Source organism: Nocardia sp. FBN12, from assembly GCF_050320175.1.
In the GTDB taxonomy this organism is placed as follows: domain Bacteria; phylum Actinomycetota; class Actinomycetes; order Mycobacteriales; family Mycobacteriaceae; genus Nocardia.
This window is the reverse complement of sequence record NZ_CP190048.1, coordinates 6,662,117-6,678,264: the sequence shown is the minus strand read 5'-3', so window position 1 is coordinate 6,678,264 and position 16,148 is coordinate 6,662,117. Positions and strand designations below refer to the sequence as shown.

Annotated in this window: 14 protein-coding genes and 1 tRNA gene; 12 read left to right on the top strand and 3 right to left on the bottom strand. The window is 68.6% G+C overall.

Features of this window, described 5'->3' with window-relative positions:
• Nucleotides 1–66: 66 nt before the first annotated feature.
• Entirely contained in the window at nt 67–750 is a 684-nt protein-coding gene (locus ACQHI0_RS31540) for a GAP family protein (protein ID WP_427905365.1), read from the bottom strand.
• A 212-nt stretch (nt 751–962) separates the two neighbouring features.
• Here ACQHI0_RS31540 and ACQHI0_RS31535 point away from each other — a divergent pair, with 212 nt between their 5' ends.
• The 6 genes from ACQHI0_RS31535 (at nt 963) to ACQHI0_RS31510 (ending at nt 6,008) form a co-directional block, all read left to right on the top strand.
• Entirely contained in the window at nt 963–1,280 is a 318-nt protein-coding gene (locus tag ACQHI0_RS31535; RefSeq protein WP_427905364.1) for a hypothetical protein, read from the top strand.
• Nucleotides 1,280–2,587: a hypothetical protein gene (locus ACQHI0_RS31530; RefSeq protein ID WP_427905363.1), complete on the top strand. Its 1,308-nt coding sequence runs from the start codon at nt 1,280–1,282 to the stop codon at nt 2,585–2,587. The genes ACQHI0_RS31535 and ACQHI0_RS31530 overlap by 1 nt, the downstream gene beginning before the upstream one ends.
• A 9-nt stretch (nt 2,588–2,596) precedes the next feature.
• Nucleotides 2,597–3,622 (top strand): hypothetical protein, encoded by a 1,026-nt coding sequence (locus tag ACQHI0_RS31525; protein WP_427905362.1) that lies wholly within the window; start codon nt 2,597–2,599, stop codon nt 3,620–3,622.
• Between the two features lie 25 nt (nt 3,623–3,647).
• Nucleotides 3,648–4,817: a sensor histidine kinase gene (locus ACQHI0_RS31520; RefSeq protein WP_427905361.1), complete on the top strand. Its 1,170-nt coding sequence runs from the start codon at nt 3,648–3,650 to the stop codon at nt 4,815–4,817.
• Nucleotides 4,811–5,491, top strand: coding sequence for a response regulator transcription factor (locus ACQHI0_RS31515; protein ID WP_427905360.1), 681 nt, complete (start codon nt 4,811–4,813; stop codon nt 5,489–5,491). Before ACQHI0_RS31520 ends, ACQHI0_RS31515 begins: the two co-directional genes overlap by 7 nt.
• 79 nt (nt 5,492–5,570) lie before the next feature.
• Nucleotides 5,571–6,008 (top strand): DUF3995 domain-containing protein, encoded by a 438-nt coding sequence (locus ACQHI0_RS31510; protein WP_427905359.1) that lies wholly within the window; start codon nt 5,571–5,573, stop codon nt 6,006–6,008.
• 120 nt (nt 6,009–6,128) lie between these two features.
• On the opposite strand, the gene ACQHI0_RS31505 is transcribed toward ACQHI0_RS31510, so the two are convergent.
• Nucleotides 6,129–6,202: transfer RNA gene (locus ACQHI0_RS31505), tRNA-Asp, on the bottom strand.
• A gap of 114 nt (nt 6,203–6,316) precedes the next feature.
• Here ACQHI0_RS31505 and ACQHI0_RS31500 point away from each other — a divergent pair.
• From ACQHI0_RS31500 to ACQHI0_RS31490, 3 genes are read left to right on the top strand one after another with little or no spacing between them, the layout of a single operon-like run.
• Entirely contained in the window at nt 6,317–6,940 is a 624-nt protein-coding gene (locus tag ACQHI0_RS31500; protein WP_427905358.1) for a TetR/AcrR family transcriptional regulator, read from the top strand.
• A 24-nt stretch (nt 6,941–6,964) separates the two neighbouring features.
• On the top strand, nt 6,965–8,698 hold the full coding sequence (locus ACQHI0_RS31495; RefSeq protein WP_427905357.1) for an AMP-binding protein: 1,734 nt from the start codon (nt 6,965–6,967) through the stop codon (nt 8,696–8,698).
• Nucleotides 8,695–11,907 (top strand): carboxyl transferase domain-containing protein, encoded by a 3,213-nt coding sequence (locus ACQHI0_RS31490; protein ID WP_427905356.1) that lies wholly within the window; start codon nt 8,695–8,697, stop codon nt 11,905–11,907. The genes ACQHI0_RS31495 and ACQHI0_RS31490 overlap by 4 nt, the downstream gene beginning before the upstream one ends.
• On the opposite strand, the gene ACQHI0_RS31485 is transcribed toward ACQHI0_RS31490, so the two are convergent.
• Nucleotides 11,879–12,502, bottom strand: a complete 624-nt coding sequence (locus tag ACQHI0_RS31485) for a TetR/AcrR family transcriptional regulator (RefSeq protein WP_427905355.1) — start codon at nt 12,500–12,502, stop codon at nt 11,879–11,881. The two genes, ACQHI0_RS31490 and ACQHI0_RS31485, sit on opposite strands and share 29 nt — an antisense overlap.
• 132 nt (nt 12,503–12,634) lie before the next feature.
• On the opposite strand from ACQHI0_RS31485, the gene ACQHI0_RS31480 reads away from it, so the two are divergent.
• The 3 genes from ACQHI0_RS31480 (at nt 12,635) to ACQHI0_RS31470 (ending at nt 16,148) form a co-directional block, all read left to right on the top strand.
• The gene (locus ACQHI0_RS31480; RefSeq protein ID WP_427905354.1) at nt 12,635–14,035 is read left to right on the top strand and encodes an MFS transporter; all 1,401 of its coding nucleotides are present in this window, start codon (nt 12,635–12,637) and stop codon (nt 14,033–14,035) included.
• 61 nt (nt 14,036–14,096) lie between these two features.
• Nucleotides 14,097–14,918: an SDR family NAD(P)-dependent oxidoreductase gene (locus ACQHI0_RS31475; RefSeq protein ID WP_427905353.1), complete on the top strand. Its 822-nt coding sequence runs from the start codon at nt 14,097–14,099 to the stop codon at nt 14,916–14,918.
• A 15-nt stretch (nt 14,919–14,933) separates the two neighbouring features.
• The gene (locus ACQHI0_RS31470) at nt 14,934–16,148 is read left to right on the top strand and encodes an acyl-CoA dehydrogenase family protein (protein WP_427905352.1); all 1,215 of its coding nucleotides are present in this window, start codon (nt 14,934–14,936) and stop codon (nt 16,146–16,148) included.

Here is a 16,148-nt window from a genome sequence, read left to right as displayed (position 1 = left end):
TGTCATCGATTCGTTATGACGGTACTCGATGGCCCTGACACTTTCCTGAGTGGCCGGGCCGGGCGCTCACCACAGCCGACCAGCGTGGACCAGCGCGTCGACGACCAATCCGATGCCGAACACGACGAAGAGCACGCGGATCGCGGGCGGTCCGTAGCGGGTGATGGCCCGCACGAGCAGGCGATATATCCGACGCGTGCGCGGCGTCCTTCGCATGGCCAATGCCAGCACGACCAGGGGCAGAACCAGCGCGATCGCGCAATAGGCCGCCACGATCAGCGGCCAGCCGACCGGCAGCGGGCGCTGTGCGGACAGCATCGCCAGCGCCGCGAGGTACGGCACCGAGGTCGGCACCTTCGCCAAGCCCAGAGTGAATCCGATCACGCCCATCAGCCACGGGTACTTGCGCACCGGCCCGACCCAGCGACCGCCGGTCGAGGCCGTGGTGTCGACCGGGAGCGCGGCGACCGCGATCAGCACCAGGCCGATCACCAGTTCGCCCCAGTAGCGCAGGGTCGGCGTCAGCTCGAAGTCGAGGAGCCGGACCAGGAAGTCGATGCCGAGCACCGTGCACACACCGAAGGCCACCGAGACCGCGAAGACACCGCCGAGAAAGCTGAGCACCCCCGTCATCGGCGAGCGCCGGGTGAGCCGGGCGTCGGCGACCACGGCCGTGGTGATCGCCACCAGCAGCACGTCGAGCGCGTCGAGCAGGGCGAATCCGAGTAGGGCGAACAGCAGGACAGACATGACGTGGCTGACCCTACTCGCCGGTCATGTTGGGATCGCCGACCCGTCAGTCACACCAGCACCACCCCGGCTTCGCGGCGAAAGTGCTTGACCTGCGCGGTCTCGAGATCGATCCCTCCATCTGGACTGGACTCCCCCGCAAACGGCGCGCGGTGGTTACGCTTTTCAGCACCGGCCGTGCCGGGATCCGCGATCGTGAAGGGGCAGACATCGTGGCAGAAATGTCATTCGACCCGTCAGCGCTCGACGCTTATCAGCGTGCGGCAGCTCGGGTTTCCGAACTTCTTGGCACAGCGGCCACCGATACGACGACCGCGGCCGGGGTCGACCTGTCCGGGCTCGGCGTGCTCGGACGTGAATTCGCCGCCGCCTGGTCACAGGCCGCGGGCGATCACGCGTCGACGTTGAGCACGGCGGGCAATCTGGTCACCGCCTATCAGGACATCCTGAATCGCTTCGGCGCCACCGTGACCGGGATCGATACCGGGCTGGCAGGCGATCTGCGCACAGCCGAGGGCGAGGTGGCGTGATGCGTTCCAAGTCGCTGGTCACCGAGACCACCGTGAGCACGATCACCCCCGCCGAGGCCGAGGCGAAGATCGCGCCGGTGATCGCGCTGCTGGAGGTGCCGTTGCTCGAGTTGCGTAATTCGCTGGGCAGTAATACTTCCGCCGATCCCGATGCCTCGGTGGTCGCCGCGCTGACCTCGGCCTCCGCCGCGACCACGGCGACCGAGGACCCGCATCGGCTCGGGTTGTACGCGCTCGAGTCGACCGAGACCGCGGCACCGGCGACACCCGCGCTGCGGCAGACCGCCACCGAGGTGTCGGCCGCGGCCGATCGCGGGACCAGGTTGAGCGCACTACTCGGCCAGGCGCATTCGACGCAGTCGACCGCCGCCGCCAAGGTCGACGCGATCATCGCGGACTTCCGGGCCAAGGCGAAGAAGGCCGCGCCCGCGGTGAACGAGAACAACCTGGACGCGATCGTCGCGCTCGCCGAAGAGGCGATTTCCGAAGCGGTCGGGGTGGTGGGTAACGCCAGCACCGAGATGGATCAGTACACCCGGGACACCAAGGGGCTCACCAGCGATCTCGGCGGGACCAACGGGGTGACCGTGCCCACCGGCGCCACGGAGGTGGCGCCCGGGGTCTATGTGCTCGGCACCGGCGGGTCCGATACGTCCTCGTGGAATAACGGCACCTCCTCATGGAATGACGACGATGACGAAGACCTTGACCCGGCGACAGCGGCGCAGATCGCGTTACAAGAGGCGCTGATCGACGGTGGGGTGTCGCTGGGGACGGCCGCGATCGATGCCGGTGTCACCTTCGGTACGCATCTGATCGACAAGATCGCCGAGGTCGCGATGCACGGGATCGACAAGGGTTCCGAACTGGCGACCACCGGGATCGACACACTCGCCGCGAACGCCACCGGAACCGAGGGCGGCACGTCGACGGCACCCGCGGGCACCACGCCCACCTCGCCGTCGACCAATGGTGGTGGGACTGGCACGAACACCTTGTTCGGCGGCCTTGGTGGCGGCACCAGCGGCGGCGGGACCACCGGTGGCGGAACCACTGGGGGCGGCGCGAACGACAACGGCGCATCGGCGAAGCCGGATACACCGGCCCCGGCCGCCCCGTTCCAGTCGAACCAAGCGCCGAAAACCGAACAGCCCCAACAGGCTCCGAGCACACCCGCGCCCGCCCAGCAGCCGATGCAAGGCGGGGTGGTTCCACCAGGCAGTCGTCCGCAGCAGGATCAGGAGACCGAAAAACCCTCTGCCGCACCCAAACACGGTCAACCGGGAGTCGTCCCGGCGCCGGCTTAGGACACCCGCATGGACAATCCGTTCGGCGCCTACTTCGCCTCGCCGGACGCCACACCGCCCGGCGGCCGTCGCCCGCAGGGCAAACGGCGGCGCAGGCGGCGGCGTGAGGCCGAGCCGCAAACGATCGGTACCAACCCGGAGACCTGGCCGCCGCCCGATCCGGAACCGTTCGACGACAACCCTTTCCATCCCCCGGCCGTCGAACCGGTGTACCGAAATCTGGCCGATGACGACGGCTTCACGGGTGACTGGAACGACTGGAACGACGGCGACGCGCCCGCCCAGACCCCACGCGGTGACGATGTGGACTGGAACGACTGGGCCACCACCACCGCCACCGAACAGAGCGGCGACCACGTCGAGATGCCGGTATTGCCACGCCTCAAGGACTTCGGCGGCGGCGGCCAGATCGCGCGGCGCCCCCGTAAGAACTTCGACGACGAACGCTACGACGAGAGCGGCGGCCGGGCGAAAGCCGCGGCCGCGATCAAGGGCGTCGTCGGCGCCCTCGCCTTCGTCGTCATCCTCGGCTTGGCCGCCACCATCTTCCTCGGCCCCGCCGACACACCGAAAACCACCACCCAAGCCGCCGTCTCCGGCACGCGCGCCACAGCGTCCACCCCGGTCCCCCCGCTGCCCGCCCATGCCCTGTCGGGCTGCGAATCCTTTCGCACGCCCTCGATCACCATCAGCGCCGAACGCGGCGACACCGCCACCCCCGAGGGCGCCATCCTCGGCTTCGAATACAGCTACTACGTCGACCGCGACGCCGCCAAGGCCCGCTCCTTCGTCACCGACAACGCCCACGTGGGCGACGCCTCCGCCCTGGCCGCCGGCATCGGCTCGCTGCCCCTCGACGTCAAATACTGCGTCCACATCACCAAGGCCGACGCCGCCGACCCCACCCTCTGGAACGTCACCATCCACCAGAAATGGCCGGGCGACGCCACCACCGAGAAAATCGACCAGGTCATGCGCACCACCGAGGTGGCCCCCGGCCGCCACCGCATCACCAGCATCGACCACCGCGCCTGAGGAGCAGCCCGCGTAGATTGAGCTCGTGTCGATCCAGATGAACAGCCCTCGGCTGTTCGGGCACGGCGCGCAGCCGGCGCTGGCCGTGGTCATGGCAGCGATGCTGCTGCCCGCGAGTCTGCAATCGGTGCGGGTGAGCGGTGTCTCGGCCCCGTGGGTGCTCGCTTTGACCATCGCGCTGCTCGCGCTGCACGTCTGCGTCGCGACGGCCCGCCGCTGGCCGATTCCGTCGTTCGCGATCGGCATCGGTGGATGTGCGGCGCTGCTGGTCGCGCCCGATATCGATGGGGTCACCGACTTCTCGGAGTCGAGCCGCTACAGCCCGATCCTGTTGCCGAGCATTCTGTGCTTCTTCGCCCTGTTGTACGCGGTGAGCGCGCACACGACGCCACCGTGGCCCACCGCCGCGCTCGGCGTCGGGCTGACGGGCAGCCTGCTGACCTTGGCCAGACTGTGGGAATTCACCGCGGCGCCCATCGAGGCATGGGCATGGTGGCTGTTGTTGTCCACCACGGCATTCGGTGGGACGACCGCCGCGTGGGCGCTCGGCCGCTACCGCGCGACCCGGGCCGCGTGGACGTCGCAACTGGCCGAACGGGCCGCGGCCGACGAACGCCGCCGGATCGCGCGCGAGATGCACGATGTCGTCGCGCATTCCTTGGCCGTGATGGTCAGCCATGCCGAGGCCGGTCGGCTGATCGTGCCGAACGCACCCGAACGCGCCACCGAAATCCTCACCACCATCGCCGATGCGGGTCGCGAGGCGCTCACCGAGATGCGCGGCCTGCTCGATGTGCTCCGCGACGAATCGGCGTCGACCGAGCCGCAGCCAGGCCTGCAGGATCTGCCCGCGCTCGTCGACCGTGTGCGGGAGTCGGGCGTCGACGTCGAACTGGCGATGGACCACCACCTGCGTGTGACCCCCGCCGTCGGCCTCACGCTGTACCGGGTCGTCCAGGAATCGCTCACCAATGTGACCCGCCACGCCGGCGACCGTCCGCGCGCTCGGGTCAGCCTGACGACGGTCGATGCCGCGATCGCGGTGCGGGTGACCAACACCGGGCCATCGACGGAGCCGGCCGGGCACGGAAAGGGGCTGGTCGGTATGCGGGAACGCGTCGACGCTGTCGGTGGCACGCTGTCCGCCGGGCCGACCGACGGTGGCTGGCTGGTGCAGGTGCGGGTGCCGTGCTGAGCGACACAACGCGCGTCCGGGTGCTGATCGCCGACGACCAAGAGCTGATGCGATCGGCCCTTCGGATGATGGTGCACAGCCAGGCCGATCTGGAACTGGTCGGCGAGGCGGCGAACGGCGACGAAGCGGTGGCGGCCGTGCGCACCCGTCCGGTCGATGTCGTGCTCATGGATCTGCGCATGCCCGAGCTCGACGGCATCGAGGCGACCGCGATCATCACCGCCGAACAACCGCGCTGCCGCGTGATCGCCCTGACTACCTTCGACCTCGATGACTACGTCTTCCCGGCCATCCGCGCCGGCGCGAGCGGCTTCCTGCTCAAGGACGCGCGCGGCGAGGAGATCGTCGACGCCATTCGCATGGTCCACGCCGGGCACGGGGTCGTCGCACCGTCGACAACGCGCCGCCTGATCTCGCATGTCGCCGCGACGCCGACCGCGAATACCGAAGCGGCGCTACGTATTCGGGCCACTCTCACGCCGCGCGAATTCGGCACCTTGCTCGAGATCGCCACCGGCGACACCAATCGCGACATCGCCGCGCGCCTGCACCTGTCCGAAGCCACCGTGAAGACCCATGTCGGCCACGTACTCGCCAAATTGGGTCTGCGCGACCGGGTTGAGGCCGTGGTGCTCGCCTACGAGACCGGCCTGGTCGGACCGTCCCGGCGCTGAACCGTCCTCATCCTGGAGGACGAGAACATCGAGACCAGCGGCCGACGAGCATCGCCGAGTCAACCGCGATCGTTGAAGCATGAACGCGATCGCGGGCACCACCGCCGCACTGCTGACCGGAGTCGGCCTGCTCCACGCCGTGTGGACCGTCTCACCGTGGCCATGGAAAACCCAGCTCGACCTCGCCCACGCCGCCATGGGCTGGACGAAAGACGAACCGCCGCCGGGCCGCTGGTTCATCCCCGCCTGTCTCGCCGTCACCGCCGCGCTCACCGCCGCGGGCTACGCGCTGCTGCTCCGCGCCGGAATCTGGACCTCGCCGTTCCCCGGCTGGATGGTCACCACCGCCACCTGGACGGTCGCGGGCGTGCTGCTCGCCCGGGCCGCGTGGGGCTTCGTCGACCCGAGCAGCGGTTCGGCGGATACCCCGGCGGTCTATCGGCGTCTCAACAGGCGCGTCTACGCGCCGCTGTGCCTGGTCCTGGGCGGCCTCACCACCGTGGTGGCGGCTTCATGATGCCCGGGACGGCGCTGCGGGCGGATCGCGTCGGGACGGGCCTAGACCACCGCGCCTGAACAGGTCGTCGAACACGAAAGTCCCCCGCACCGGAATCGGTGTGGGGGACTTTCGGTGTTGCGACCCTGACGGGACTCGAACCCGCGACCTCCGCCGTGACAGGGCGGCGCGCTAACCAACTGCGCTACAGGGCCTTGCTTCGTTACGTCGGGGGATATTACCCGGTGGGTGCCGGATTCGGTAACCGGACAGGTCAGGGGACAGAATGCGCATTGACATTGACGTCAACGTCAACAACACTTGTGACGGTGACCACAAGTGAGGCGCAGGAGCGGGCTCGGTCTGCCCGGAAGGACAGTGCGGGCCCGCGACGGGGTGAGCTGCTCGATGCGGCGGCGGGGTGTTTCGCCGAGTGGGGGTACGACCAGACGTCGGTGGAGACGATCACGACGCGGGCGCGAGTTTCGCGGGCGACGTTCTACGCGTACTTCTCGTCGAAGGACGAGGTATTCGGGGCGATCACCGAGCGGGTCTGCGCCCAGTTTCTCGACGCGCAGCTCGTGGTGGACGTCGAGGTCACCGAACCGGTGGCGGTCATCGGGGCCACGACGCGGGCGTTCGCGGAGGCGGTGTTCGCCAACGGCGCGCTGGTGGCGCTGATCGAGCACAGGGCCGGCATCGATCCCGCCATCGGCGCCAAGTGGTCGCAGGTGCGTACTCGCCTGCGCAAGCGGTTCACCGCGTTTCTCGAACGCGACGAGGTGCGCGGCGGGATCGATCCGTGCGCGCCGCCCGCGCGGATCGTCGAGACCCTCGCCGACGCGCTGCTCATCGGCGCCTCCCGGCTCGCGGGCGCGGGCCACGACCGGCACGAACAGTTCATCACCGACCACATCGCCATCGCCGAACGACTGATCGGCTTCACCCGCTAGACCCGCACCGGAACGGATGTGCCCATGACCGTCGAACCAACCATCGCCCCGTCCACGTTCAGCACCGCGCTCGCGGAGATCCAGGCGCGCCAGACCGCGGCCTGGCCCGCCCAGGTCCCGCGCGCGGTGGCGTATCCGATCGAGTCGATGGCCGTGGTCGACTACCTGCGCCACTGGGCGGCACTTAGGCCCGACGCCACCGCGATCGCGTACTACGGCCGTGACGTCAGCTACGCCGAATACGACGAGCTCTCCGACCGTTTCGCCGGCTGGCTGCTCGCGAACGGCGCCGAGAAGGGCGACCGGGTCGGGGTGTATCTGAGCAACTGTCCGCAGTTCCTCGTCGCCATGCTCGGCATCCTGAAGATCGGCGCGGTGCACGTGCCGATCAACCCACTGTTCCGCGCACACGAACTGCGCCACGAACTCACCGACGCGGGCGTGACAATCCTGCTCGCCCAGGACAATCTGGCCCCGCTGGTCGACGAGGTACGCGCGGACACCCCGCTGCGACTCCTCGCGTACACCGCGCTGTCGGACATGTTCGCCGCCGCACCCGCCGTCGCCGCGCCCTTCGAGACAACCACCGCCGACACCGACTGGCACCGGATCATCGAAAGCCCGCGCGCCCCAGCGCAACCCGCTGATCCCGACGCGCTGGCAGCCCTGAACTACACCGGCGGCACCACCGGCATGCCCAAGGGCTGTGAGCACACCCAGCGCCACATGGTCTACACCGCCGCGACCGCCACCGTCGCCAACGGCTTCCCGGTAGGCGAACGCGCGATCGTCGCGCTGAACTTCCTGCCGGTGTTCTGGATCGCGGGCGAGGACTTCGGCATCCTGTTGCCGCTCGTGAACGGCGGCACCGCGGTGCTGATGAACCGCTGGGACGCCGGGACCGCACTGAGCCTGCTCGACCGCTACCGGGTCACCTCGATGGTCGCCATGATCGACAACTACGTGGAAATGCTGGACCACCCCGCGTTCGACCCCGCCGGCCTCATCGCGCTGGAGAACACCACCGGCATCTCGTTCGTGGTGAAACTGAACGCCGAGATCCGGGCCCGGTGGCGCGCGGCAACGGGACTCACCCTGCGCGAGACCAGCTATGGGATGACCGAGACGCACACCGCCGATACCTTCACCCTCGGCCTCCAGGACGACGACTACGACCTGCGCAGCGAGCCGGTGTTCTGCGGCCTGCCGGTCCCCGGCACCGACATCCTGATCGTCGACGACGACGGCGTACCGGTTCCGATCGGCACCGAAGGCCAGATCATCGTGCGCAGCCCCTCGATCCTCACCCGGTACTACGGCAATCCCGAAGCCACCGCGGCGACCGTGCGCGCGGGCTGGTTGCAGACCGGCGACGTCGGCAAGCTGAACGAATTCGGCGCCCTGCACTATCTGGCCAGGAACAAGGAGATGATCAAGGTCAACGGGATGAGCGTCTTCCCGTCCGAGGTCGAATCGCTGCTGATGCTGCACCCGCAGATTCAGACGGTCGGTGTGGTGCCCAAGCCCGATCCACAGCGTGGGCAGGTGCCCCTCGCCTTCGTTCAGCTGATTCCCGAATCCTCGGTCGCGCCGGCCGAATTGCGGAGCTGGGCCAAACAGAACATGGCCGGTTACAAGGTTCCCGAGATCCAGATTCTCGACGAATTGCCGATGACGGCGACCGGCAAGATCCGCAAGGGCGAGCTGTTCACCATGACCGAGCGCATCGCCGCCACCGAATCCGAGGACATCCAGTGAAGCTGCTGATCGCCAACCGCGGCGAGATCGCCCTGCGCATCATCCGCACCGCCACCGAGATCGGCATCGACGCCGTGGCGGTCTACGCCGAGGACGACGCCGACAATACCGACGTGCACGCCGCGGGCGAGGCGATCGGCTTGGCGGGCACCGGCGCCGCGACCTATCTCGACCAGGCCGCGATCCTGGCCGCCGCCAAGGAATCCGGCGCCTCCGCTATCCATCCCGGCTACGGATTCCTCAGCGAGAACGCCGAATTCGCGCGTGCCTGCGCGGCCGACGGGATCACCTTCGTCGGACCGGATCCCGCCGTACTCGACCTGTTCGGCGACAAGTCCACGGCCCGGGCGACCGCCGTGGCCGCGGGGGTGCCCGTGCTGCCCGCGACCGAGGGATCGGCCACCGCCGAGCAGGTCCACGCGTTCTTCGCCGGCCGACCGGGCGCGATCATGATCAAAGCGCTGGCCGGTGGCGGCGGTCGTGGCATGCGGGTGGTGCGGACCGCCGAGGAGATCGACGACGCCTACCGCCAGTGCGCCGCGGAGGCACAGCTCGGCTTCGGCAATCCCGCCGTCTTCGCCGAGACGCTGTTCGAGAACGCCCGGCACATCGAAGTGCAGATCGTCGCTACCGACGGCACGGCGCTGGCACTGGGCGATCGCGATTGCAGCGTGCAGCGCAGGCATCAGAAACTACTCGAAATCGCTCCGGCCCAAGGACTTTCGGATACGGTGCGGCGCCAGCTCCATTCGGCGGCGGCTCGGCTGTGCGCCCATGTGGGCTATCGCGGGCTGGCCACCGTCGAATTCCTGGTATCCGGCACCGAATTCGTGTTCCTCGAGGTCAATCCACGAATCCAGGTGGAGCACACCGTCACCGAAGAAGTGACCGGCGTCGATCTTGTTGCCGTACAACTCGCGATCGCCGAGGGCACCCCGTTCGACGACCTGCGCTTGCCTAGTGGAATCCGCGCCGACGGAACAGCATCCACCGGTGATCCGGCGATCGCGGACGGGATCGCGATCCAGGCCAGGGTCAACATGGAGACGATGACGGCCGACGGTGCGGCGATACCGACCACCGGCACACTGACCACCTTCGCTCCCCCGACCGGCCCCGGCGTGCGGGTCGACACCTTCGGCCGCCCCGGGCTCACCCCGAGCCCGCGCTACGACTCACTGCTGGCCAAGGTGATCACCCGCACCCGCGGACCGTTCCCCGCCGCCGCCCGCAAATCCGCGACCGCGCTCGGCGAGTTCACCGTGACCGGCATCGGCACCAATATCTCGTTCCTGCGAGAGATACTGGCCGACAGCACCTTCCAGACCGGCCTGGCCACCACCGGCTTTCTCACCGAGCGACTGCCCGACCTGGTCGCGGCGGCACAGACCGATCAGCCCGAGCCGGCGATCACCGCGGTCGAGCTGTATCCGGGCCAGGAGGCCGTGCGCGCCCAACTCGCGGGCACAGTGGTCGAGGTGACGGCCGAGGGAGCCGACATCGCCGCCGGTGGCCAGCTCGCCGTGCTAGAGGCGATGAAGATGCAGCACGTACTCACCGCGCCGGACGCGGCCAGGACCGTGCGGGTCCTCGTCCGCCCCGGCCAAGTCGTCGCGCCCGGCGACCCACTGGTCATCATCACCCGCACCGGCGCCGACGAAACCGGCAGCGCGCAGACCGAACTCGACCCCGACCGTTCCCGCGCCGATGTCGACGAGATTCGCGCGAGACACCAGGTGACCCTGGACGAATCCCGCCCGGCCGCCGTGGCCAAGAGACACAAGCTCGGGCGCCGCACCGCCAGGGCGAACATCGCCGACCTGGTCGACGAGGGCAGCTTCGTCGAATACGGCGCCCTCGCCTTCGCCGCCCAACGAACCCGGCGCACCGAGGAAGACCTCATCGCCAACACCCCCGCCGACGGCCTGGTCACCGGTTTGGCGACAATCGGCGCCGACCGCTTCGACAACGCCGAAGCGGTGGTGATCTCCTACGACTACACCGTGCTCGCGGGCACCCAGGGCAAGAACAACCACGCCAAAACCGATCGCGCCTTCGAACTCGCCGAACGTAAGCGGATCCCGGTGGTCCTGTTCGCCGAGGGCGGGGGCGGCAGGCCGGGCGACACCGACACGACCGGCATGGGCCTGGACGTGACGACCTTCCGCGCACTCGGCGCCCTGCGCGGCAAGGTCCCGCTGGTGACGATCGTGTCGGGCCGGTGCTTCGCGGGCAACGCCGCCCTGGCCGGCACCTGCGACGTGATCATCGCGACGCCCGACGCCAATATCGGCATGGGCGGCCCGGCCATGATCGAAGGCGGCGGGCTCGGTGCCTACCGCCCCACCGACATCGGCCCGATCGAGGTGCAGCGGCGCAACGGCGTGGTCGACCTGGTGGCTCGCGACGAGGCGCACGCGGTGGCACTGGCCAAGCAGTATCTGAGCTACTTCCAGGGCCGCACCGCCGATTTCGAAGCACCCGATCCTCGGCTGGCTCGACATGTGGTGCCGGAGAACCGGTTACGCGCCTACGACATCCATCGGGCCATCGACGCGATCGTCGATGTCGGCTCGGCGCTCGAGCTGCGACCGGACTACGGCGTCGGCATCGTCACCGCGCTGGTCCGGGTGCACGGCGAACCGTTCGGCCTGATCGCCAACAGCAGCCACCACCTGGGCGGTGCCATCGACGCCGAGGCGGCCGACAAGATGGGCGAGTTCCTCACCCTGTGCCAATTCTTCGGGCTACCGGTCGTCTCCCTGTGTGACACACCGGGTTTCATGGTCGGGCCGGAGGCGGAGAAGACCGCGACGGTGCGCCGGTTCAGCAAGCTGTTCGTACTCGGCGCGCAACTGAGCGTCCCGTTCGGCACGATCATCCTGCGCAAGGGCTACGGCCTCGGTGCGATGGCCATGACAGCGGGCCACTTCCACGCACCGAACTTCACCGTCGCCTGGCCCACCGGCGAGATCGGCCCGATGGGCCTCGAGGGTGCCGTTCGCCTCGGCTTCAGCAAAGAGCTTGCCGCCGTGGCGGATCCCGGCGAACGCGAGACACTGTTCCAGCAGTTGCTCACCCTGGCCTACCAGCAGGGCAAGGCACTCACCGCCGCCACCGGTTTCGAACTCGACGACGTGATCGACCCCGCCGACACCCGCACCTGGATCGCCACCCTCGTCAATAGCCGGGGGCGCGCAGGATCCTGAGCACCAGATCGGCGTTGATGTCGCCGAGTTCCTCCGGGGTGAACTCACCGCCGGGCCGGTACCACCGGCAGATGTCGATCCCCAGCGACATCATCGCCAGCACGGCGACGCGGGGGTCGGCGACGGTGAACACGCCGCGCTCGATCCCCGCCCGCACCTCCGCGACCGCGGCCTGCCGAATCCGGCGGCGAATCGCGGCGACGATCTCGTGGTGCCCCGGGGCGAGATGCCTGCTCTCGTACTGGGCGATCCGCGCCCGCCGATAGCTGCGCGCGTGCAGGATGCTGAACGCGGTGACCAGGGCCCTGATCCGGTCCACCGGCTCGTGGTGGGGCGCGACGGCGGCTTCGATGATGGTCAAGGTGTTGGCGACCGCGTGCTCGACCAACCGGAAGAGCACATCCTCCTTCGAGGCGAAGTGCACATACATCGCCGCCGGGCTCAACCCCGCCTGTGCGGTGATGTCCCTGGTGCGCGTGGCCTCGAAACCCTTGTCGGAGAACAGCACTACCGCGGCGTCCAGGAGGCGCTGGGTGGTGTCGCCGAGGCCGGTCGCCGGGTCGGCCAGTGGGTCGTCGTCGAGCAGCTCGGCCACCTGATACCCCTTCGCTATGCCTGTGATTGACATTACATGTTCAGTGAATCACACTGAGCAAGCGCTCACTCACTTGAAGTTGACGTCAAGTTCCAATAGTTTCATCCCTGCGGATTCACCGAGGAGTTCACGATGATCGAACCCGGCCTGCGGACAGGCATCGAAACACCGCCGACCTTGCCCGACACAGCACCGTCGCCGGCCGCGACCAAACGCGCGCATCGCAAGTTGCTCGCCGCGGGCCTGGTCGGCAGTTCGATCGAGTGGTACGACTTCTTCCTCTACGGCACCGCCGCCGCGCTGGTGTTCCCGCACGTGTTCTTCCCCGACGCCTCGGCGCTGATGGGCACCCTGCTCTCGTTCAGCACCTTCTGGGCGGGCTTCGTCGCCCGCCCGCTCGGTGGCCTGCTGGCCGGGCACTTCGGCGACCGGTACGGCCGCAAGCCCGTGGTCGTCGTCTGCCTGCTTGCCATGGGCCTGGCCACCTTCGCGATCGGCTGTCTGCCGAGCACCGGCACGATCGGGGTGCTCGCGCCCGTGCTGCTGGTGACGCTGCGCTTCGTGCAGGGCATCGCCTGCGGCGGCCAGTGGGGCGGGATCGTGCTGCTGCTCACCGAATCGGCGGGCCCGAAGAAGCGCGGGTTCGCCGGCACCTTCGGGCAGATGGGCGTGCCGCTCGGCTTGATCATGGGCAACCTGGTGTTCCTGGCCGCCACCGCGGCGCTGTCGACCGACGCCTTCCTCAGCTGGGGCTGGCGCGTGCCGTTCCTGGCCAGCGCGCTGCTGTTCCCCGTGGTGCTCTACATCCACACCAAGGTCGAGGACTCCCCCGAATTCCGCGAGTTGCAGGCCGCGACCGCGAAAAAGCAGAAGACTCCCGCCGTCGCCCAGGCCCCACTGGCCGAGGCGGTCAAGGGGCACTGGCGCACCATCCTGCTCGGCTGCGGTCTGCTGGCGGGCACCAACTCGCTGTTCTACGTGAGCATCGCGGGTCTGCTCAGCTACGGCACCGCCGAACTCGGTATGAATCGCAATGCGCTGCTGGCGATCTCGCTGGTCTCCTCCGGCCTGCTCACCGGGGTGATCCTGTGGGCGGGCGCCCTTTCGGACCGGGTCGGCAGGCGACCACTGATCCTGATCGGCGGCGCCGGGATGGCGCTGTGGGCGTTCCCGTTCTTCGGGCTGGTCAATACCGCCAGCGTGCTCGCCGTCTTCGTGGCGGTGGCGGTCGGCGCGGCCATGCAGGCGCTCACCTACGGCCCGCTCGCGGCCTTCATGGGTGAGCTGTTCGCCCCTCGGGTGCGGTACTCGGGCGCCTCGCTGGCCTACCAGCTGGCCGCGATCACCATCAGCGGCGGCACCCCGTTCATCATGACCGCGATCATCGCCGAAACCGGTTCCACCACCGGGGTTTCGCTGTTCCTGATGGCCATGGGGCTGATCACCGTGTTCAGCGCGTGGAAGCTGCGCGAGACCAACACCCCCGCGGTCCGCGACGACCCGGAGGCGGTGCCCGGCACCCAGCTGTACTGACAGATCCCCTTCGATTCGACTGTTGCTCGGGCTGGAAACAGCCCGAGCGAAAGGACTTCTCGTGAACATTGCCGACAAGGTGGCCATCGTGACCGGTGGCGGTGCGGGCATCGGCGCCGCGCTGGCCGCCGCCCTCGCCGCAGCCGGAGCGAAGGTGGTGGTGTCGGACCTCGACGAACCCGCCGCGCTCGCGGTGGCGGAGCGGATCAACGCCGAGCACCCCGGTGCCACCGTCGGTGTCGGCGCGGATGCCGCCGTCACCGAGGAGATCAAGGGCCTGATCGCGGTGGCGCAGCGGCACTTCGGGCCGGTGGACCTGTACTTCGCCAACGCGGGCATCGTCGGCGCCCCCGGCCTCGACGTCACCGACGACGATTGGGACCGTGCCCTCGACGTGAACCTGCGCGCCCACATCCGCGCCGCGCGGTTGCTGGTACCGGAGTGGGCCGAACGCGGTGAGGGCTACTTCATCAGCACCGCCTCCGCCGCAGGCCTGCTCACCCAGATCGGTTCGGCCACCTACTCGGTGAGCAAGCACGCGGCCGTCGGGTTCGCCGAGTGGCTCAGTGTCACTTACGGCGACAAGGGTATTCGCGTCAGCTGCCTCTGCCCGATGGGCGTCAACACGAAACTGCTGTACGCGGGCCGGGATTCGGGCGAGGAACTCGGCGCCACCGCGACCCGCGCCGTCGTCGCGGCGGGCACTGTCCTCGAACCCGCCGAGGTGGCCGCCATCGTGCTCGCGGCCGTCGCCGCCGAGGAATTCCTGATCCTGCCGCACCCCGAAGTACTGGAGATGTACCGCCACAAAGGCGCCGATTACGACCGCTGGCTGCGCGGCATGCGGCGCTACCAGGCGTCACTGCTGGCCGAAACCCACTGAACGAGAGAGAAATCCATGTCACTGTTCGATCTCAGCGATCGCGCGAAGAAGTACTCCGAAGACCTGCTCGACTTCATGGACGCGCACGTCTACCCGGCCGAAGCCGTCTACGACGAGCAGATGCGCGAATCCGGTGACCCGCACTTCCAGCCACCGATCGTGGAAGAACTCAAAGCCGAGGCCAAGCGGCGCGGACTCTGGAACCTCTTCCACCCGCACCCCGGCCGCGGCCCCGGCCTGACCAACCTCGAATACGCGCCGCTGGCCGAGATCATGGGCCGCAGCCACCTCGCGTCGGAGGCCTGCAACTGCAACGCCCCCGACACCGGCAACATGGAAGTGCTCGAACTGTTCGGCACCGAAGAGCACAAAGAGAAGTACCTGAAGCCGCTACTCGACGGCACCATGGCCTCGGCCTTCGCGATGACCGAACCGCGGGTGGCCAGCTCCGATGCCACCAACATCGAACTGTCGATGGTGCGCGACGGCGAAGACTACGTGCTCAACGGCCGAAAGTGGTTCGCCAGCAACGCCTTGCACCGCAACTGTCGCGTGATGATCGTGATGGGCAAGACCGATCCCACCGCGGCACCGCACCGCCAGCAGACCATGATGGTGGTCCCGATCGACGCACCGGGCGTGACGATCCTGCGCGGGCTGCCGGTGTTCGGCTACCAGGACCGCGAAGGCCACGCCGAGATCGACTTCGCCGACGTGCGGGTGCCGGCCACCGATGTGCTCAAAGGTGAGGGCGAGGGGTTCGCGATCAGCCAGGCCCGGCTCGGGCCCGGCCGCATCCACCACTGCATGCGCAGCATCGGCATGGCCGAGCGCGCGCTGGAGATGATGTGCAAGCGCGCGCAGCAGCGGGTCACCTTCGGTAAGCCGGTGGCCGAGAACGCCAATATCGGGGACTGGATCGCGGAGTCGCGCATCGATATCGAGATGGTCCGGCTGCTCACGCTCAAGGCCGCGCATCTGATGGACACCGTCGGTAACAAGGCCGCGCGCACCGAGATCGCCGCCATCAAGGTGGCCGCGCCGAAGATCGCGCTGCAGGTCGTCGACCGGGCCATCCAGGTATACGGCGCGGGTGGTGTCACCGACGACTACCCGCTCGCCATGGCCTGGGCGCACCTGCGCACGCTGCGCCTGGCCGACGGACCCGACGAAGTGCACAAGCGGGCCATCGCCCGCCAGGAACTCGGCAAGTACAAGGAGAGCAACTGA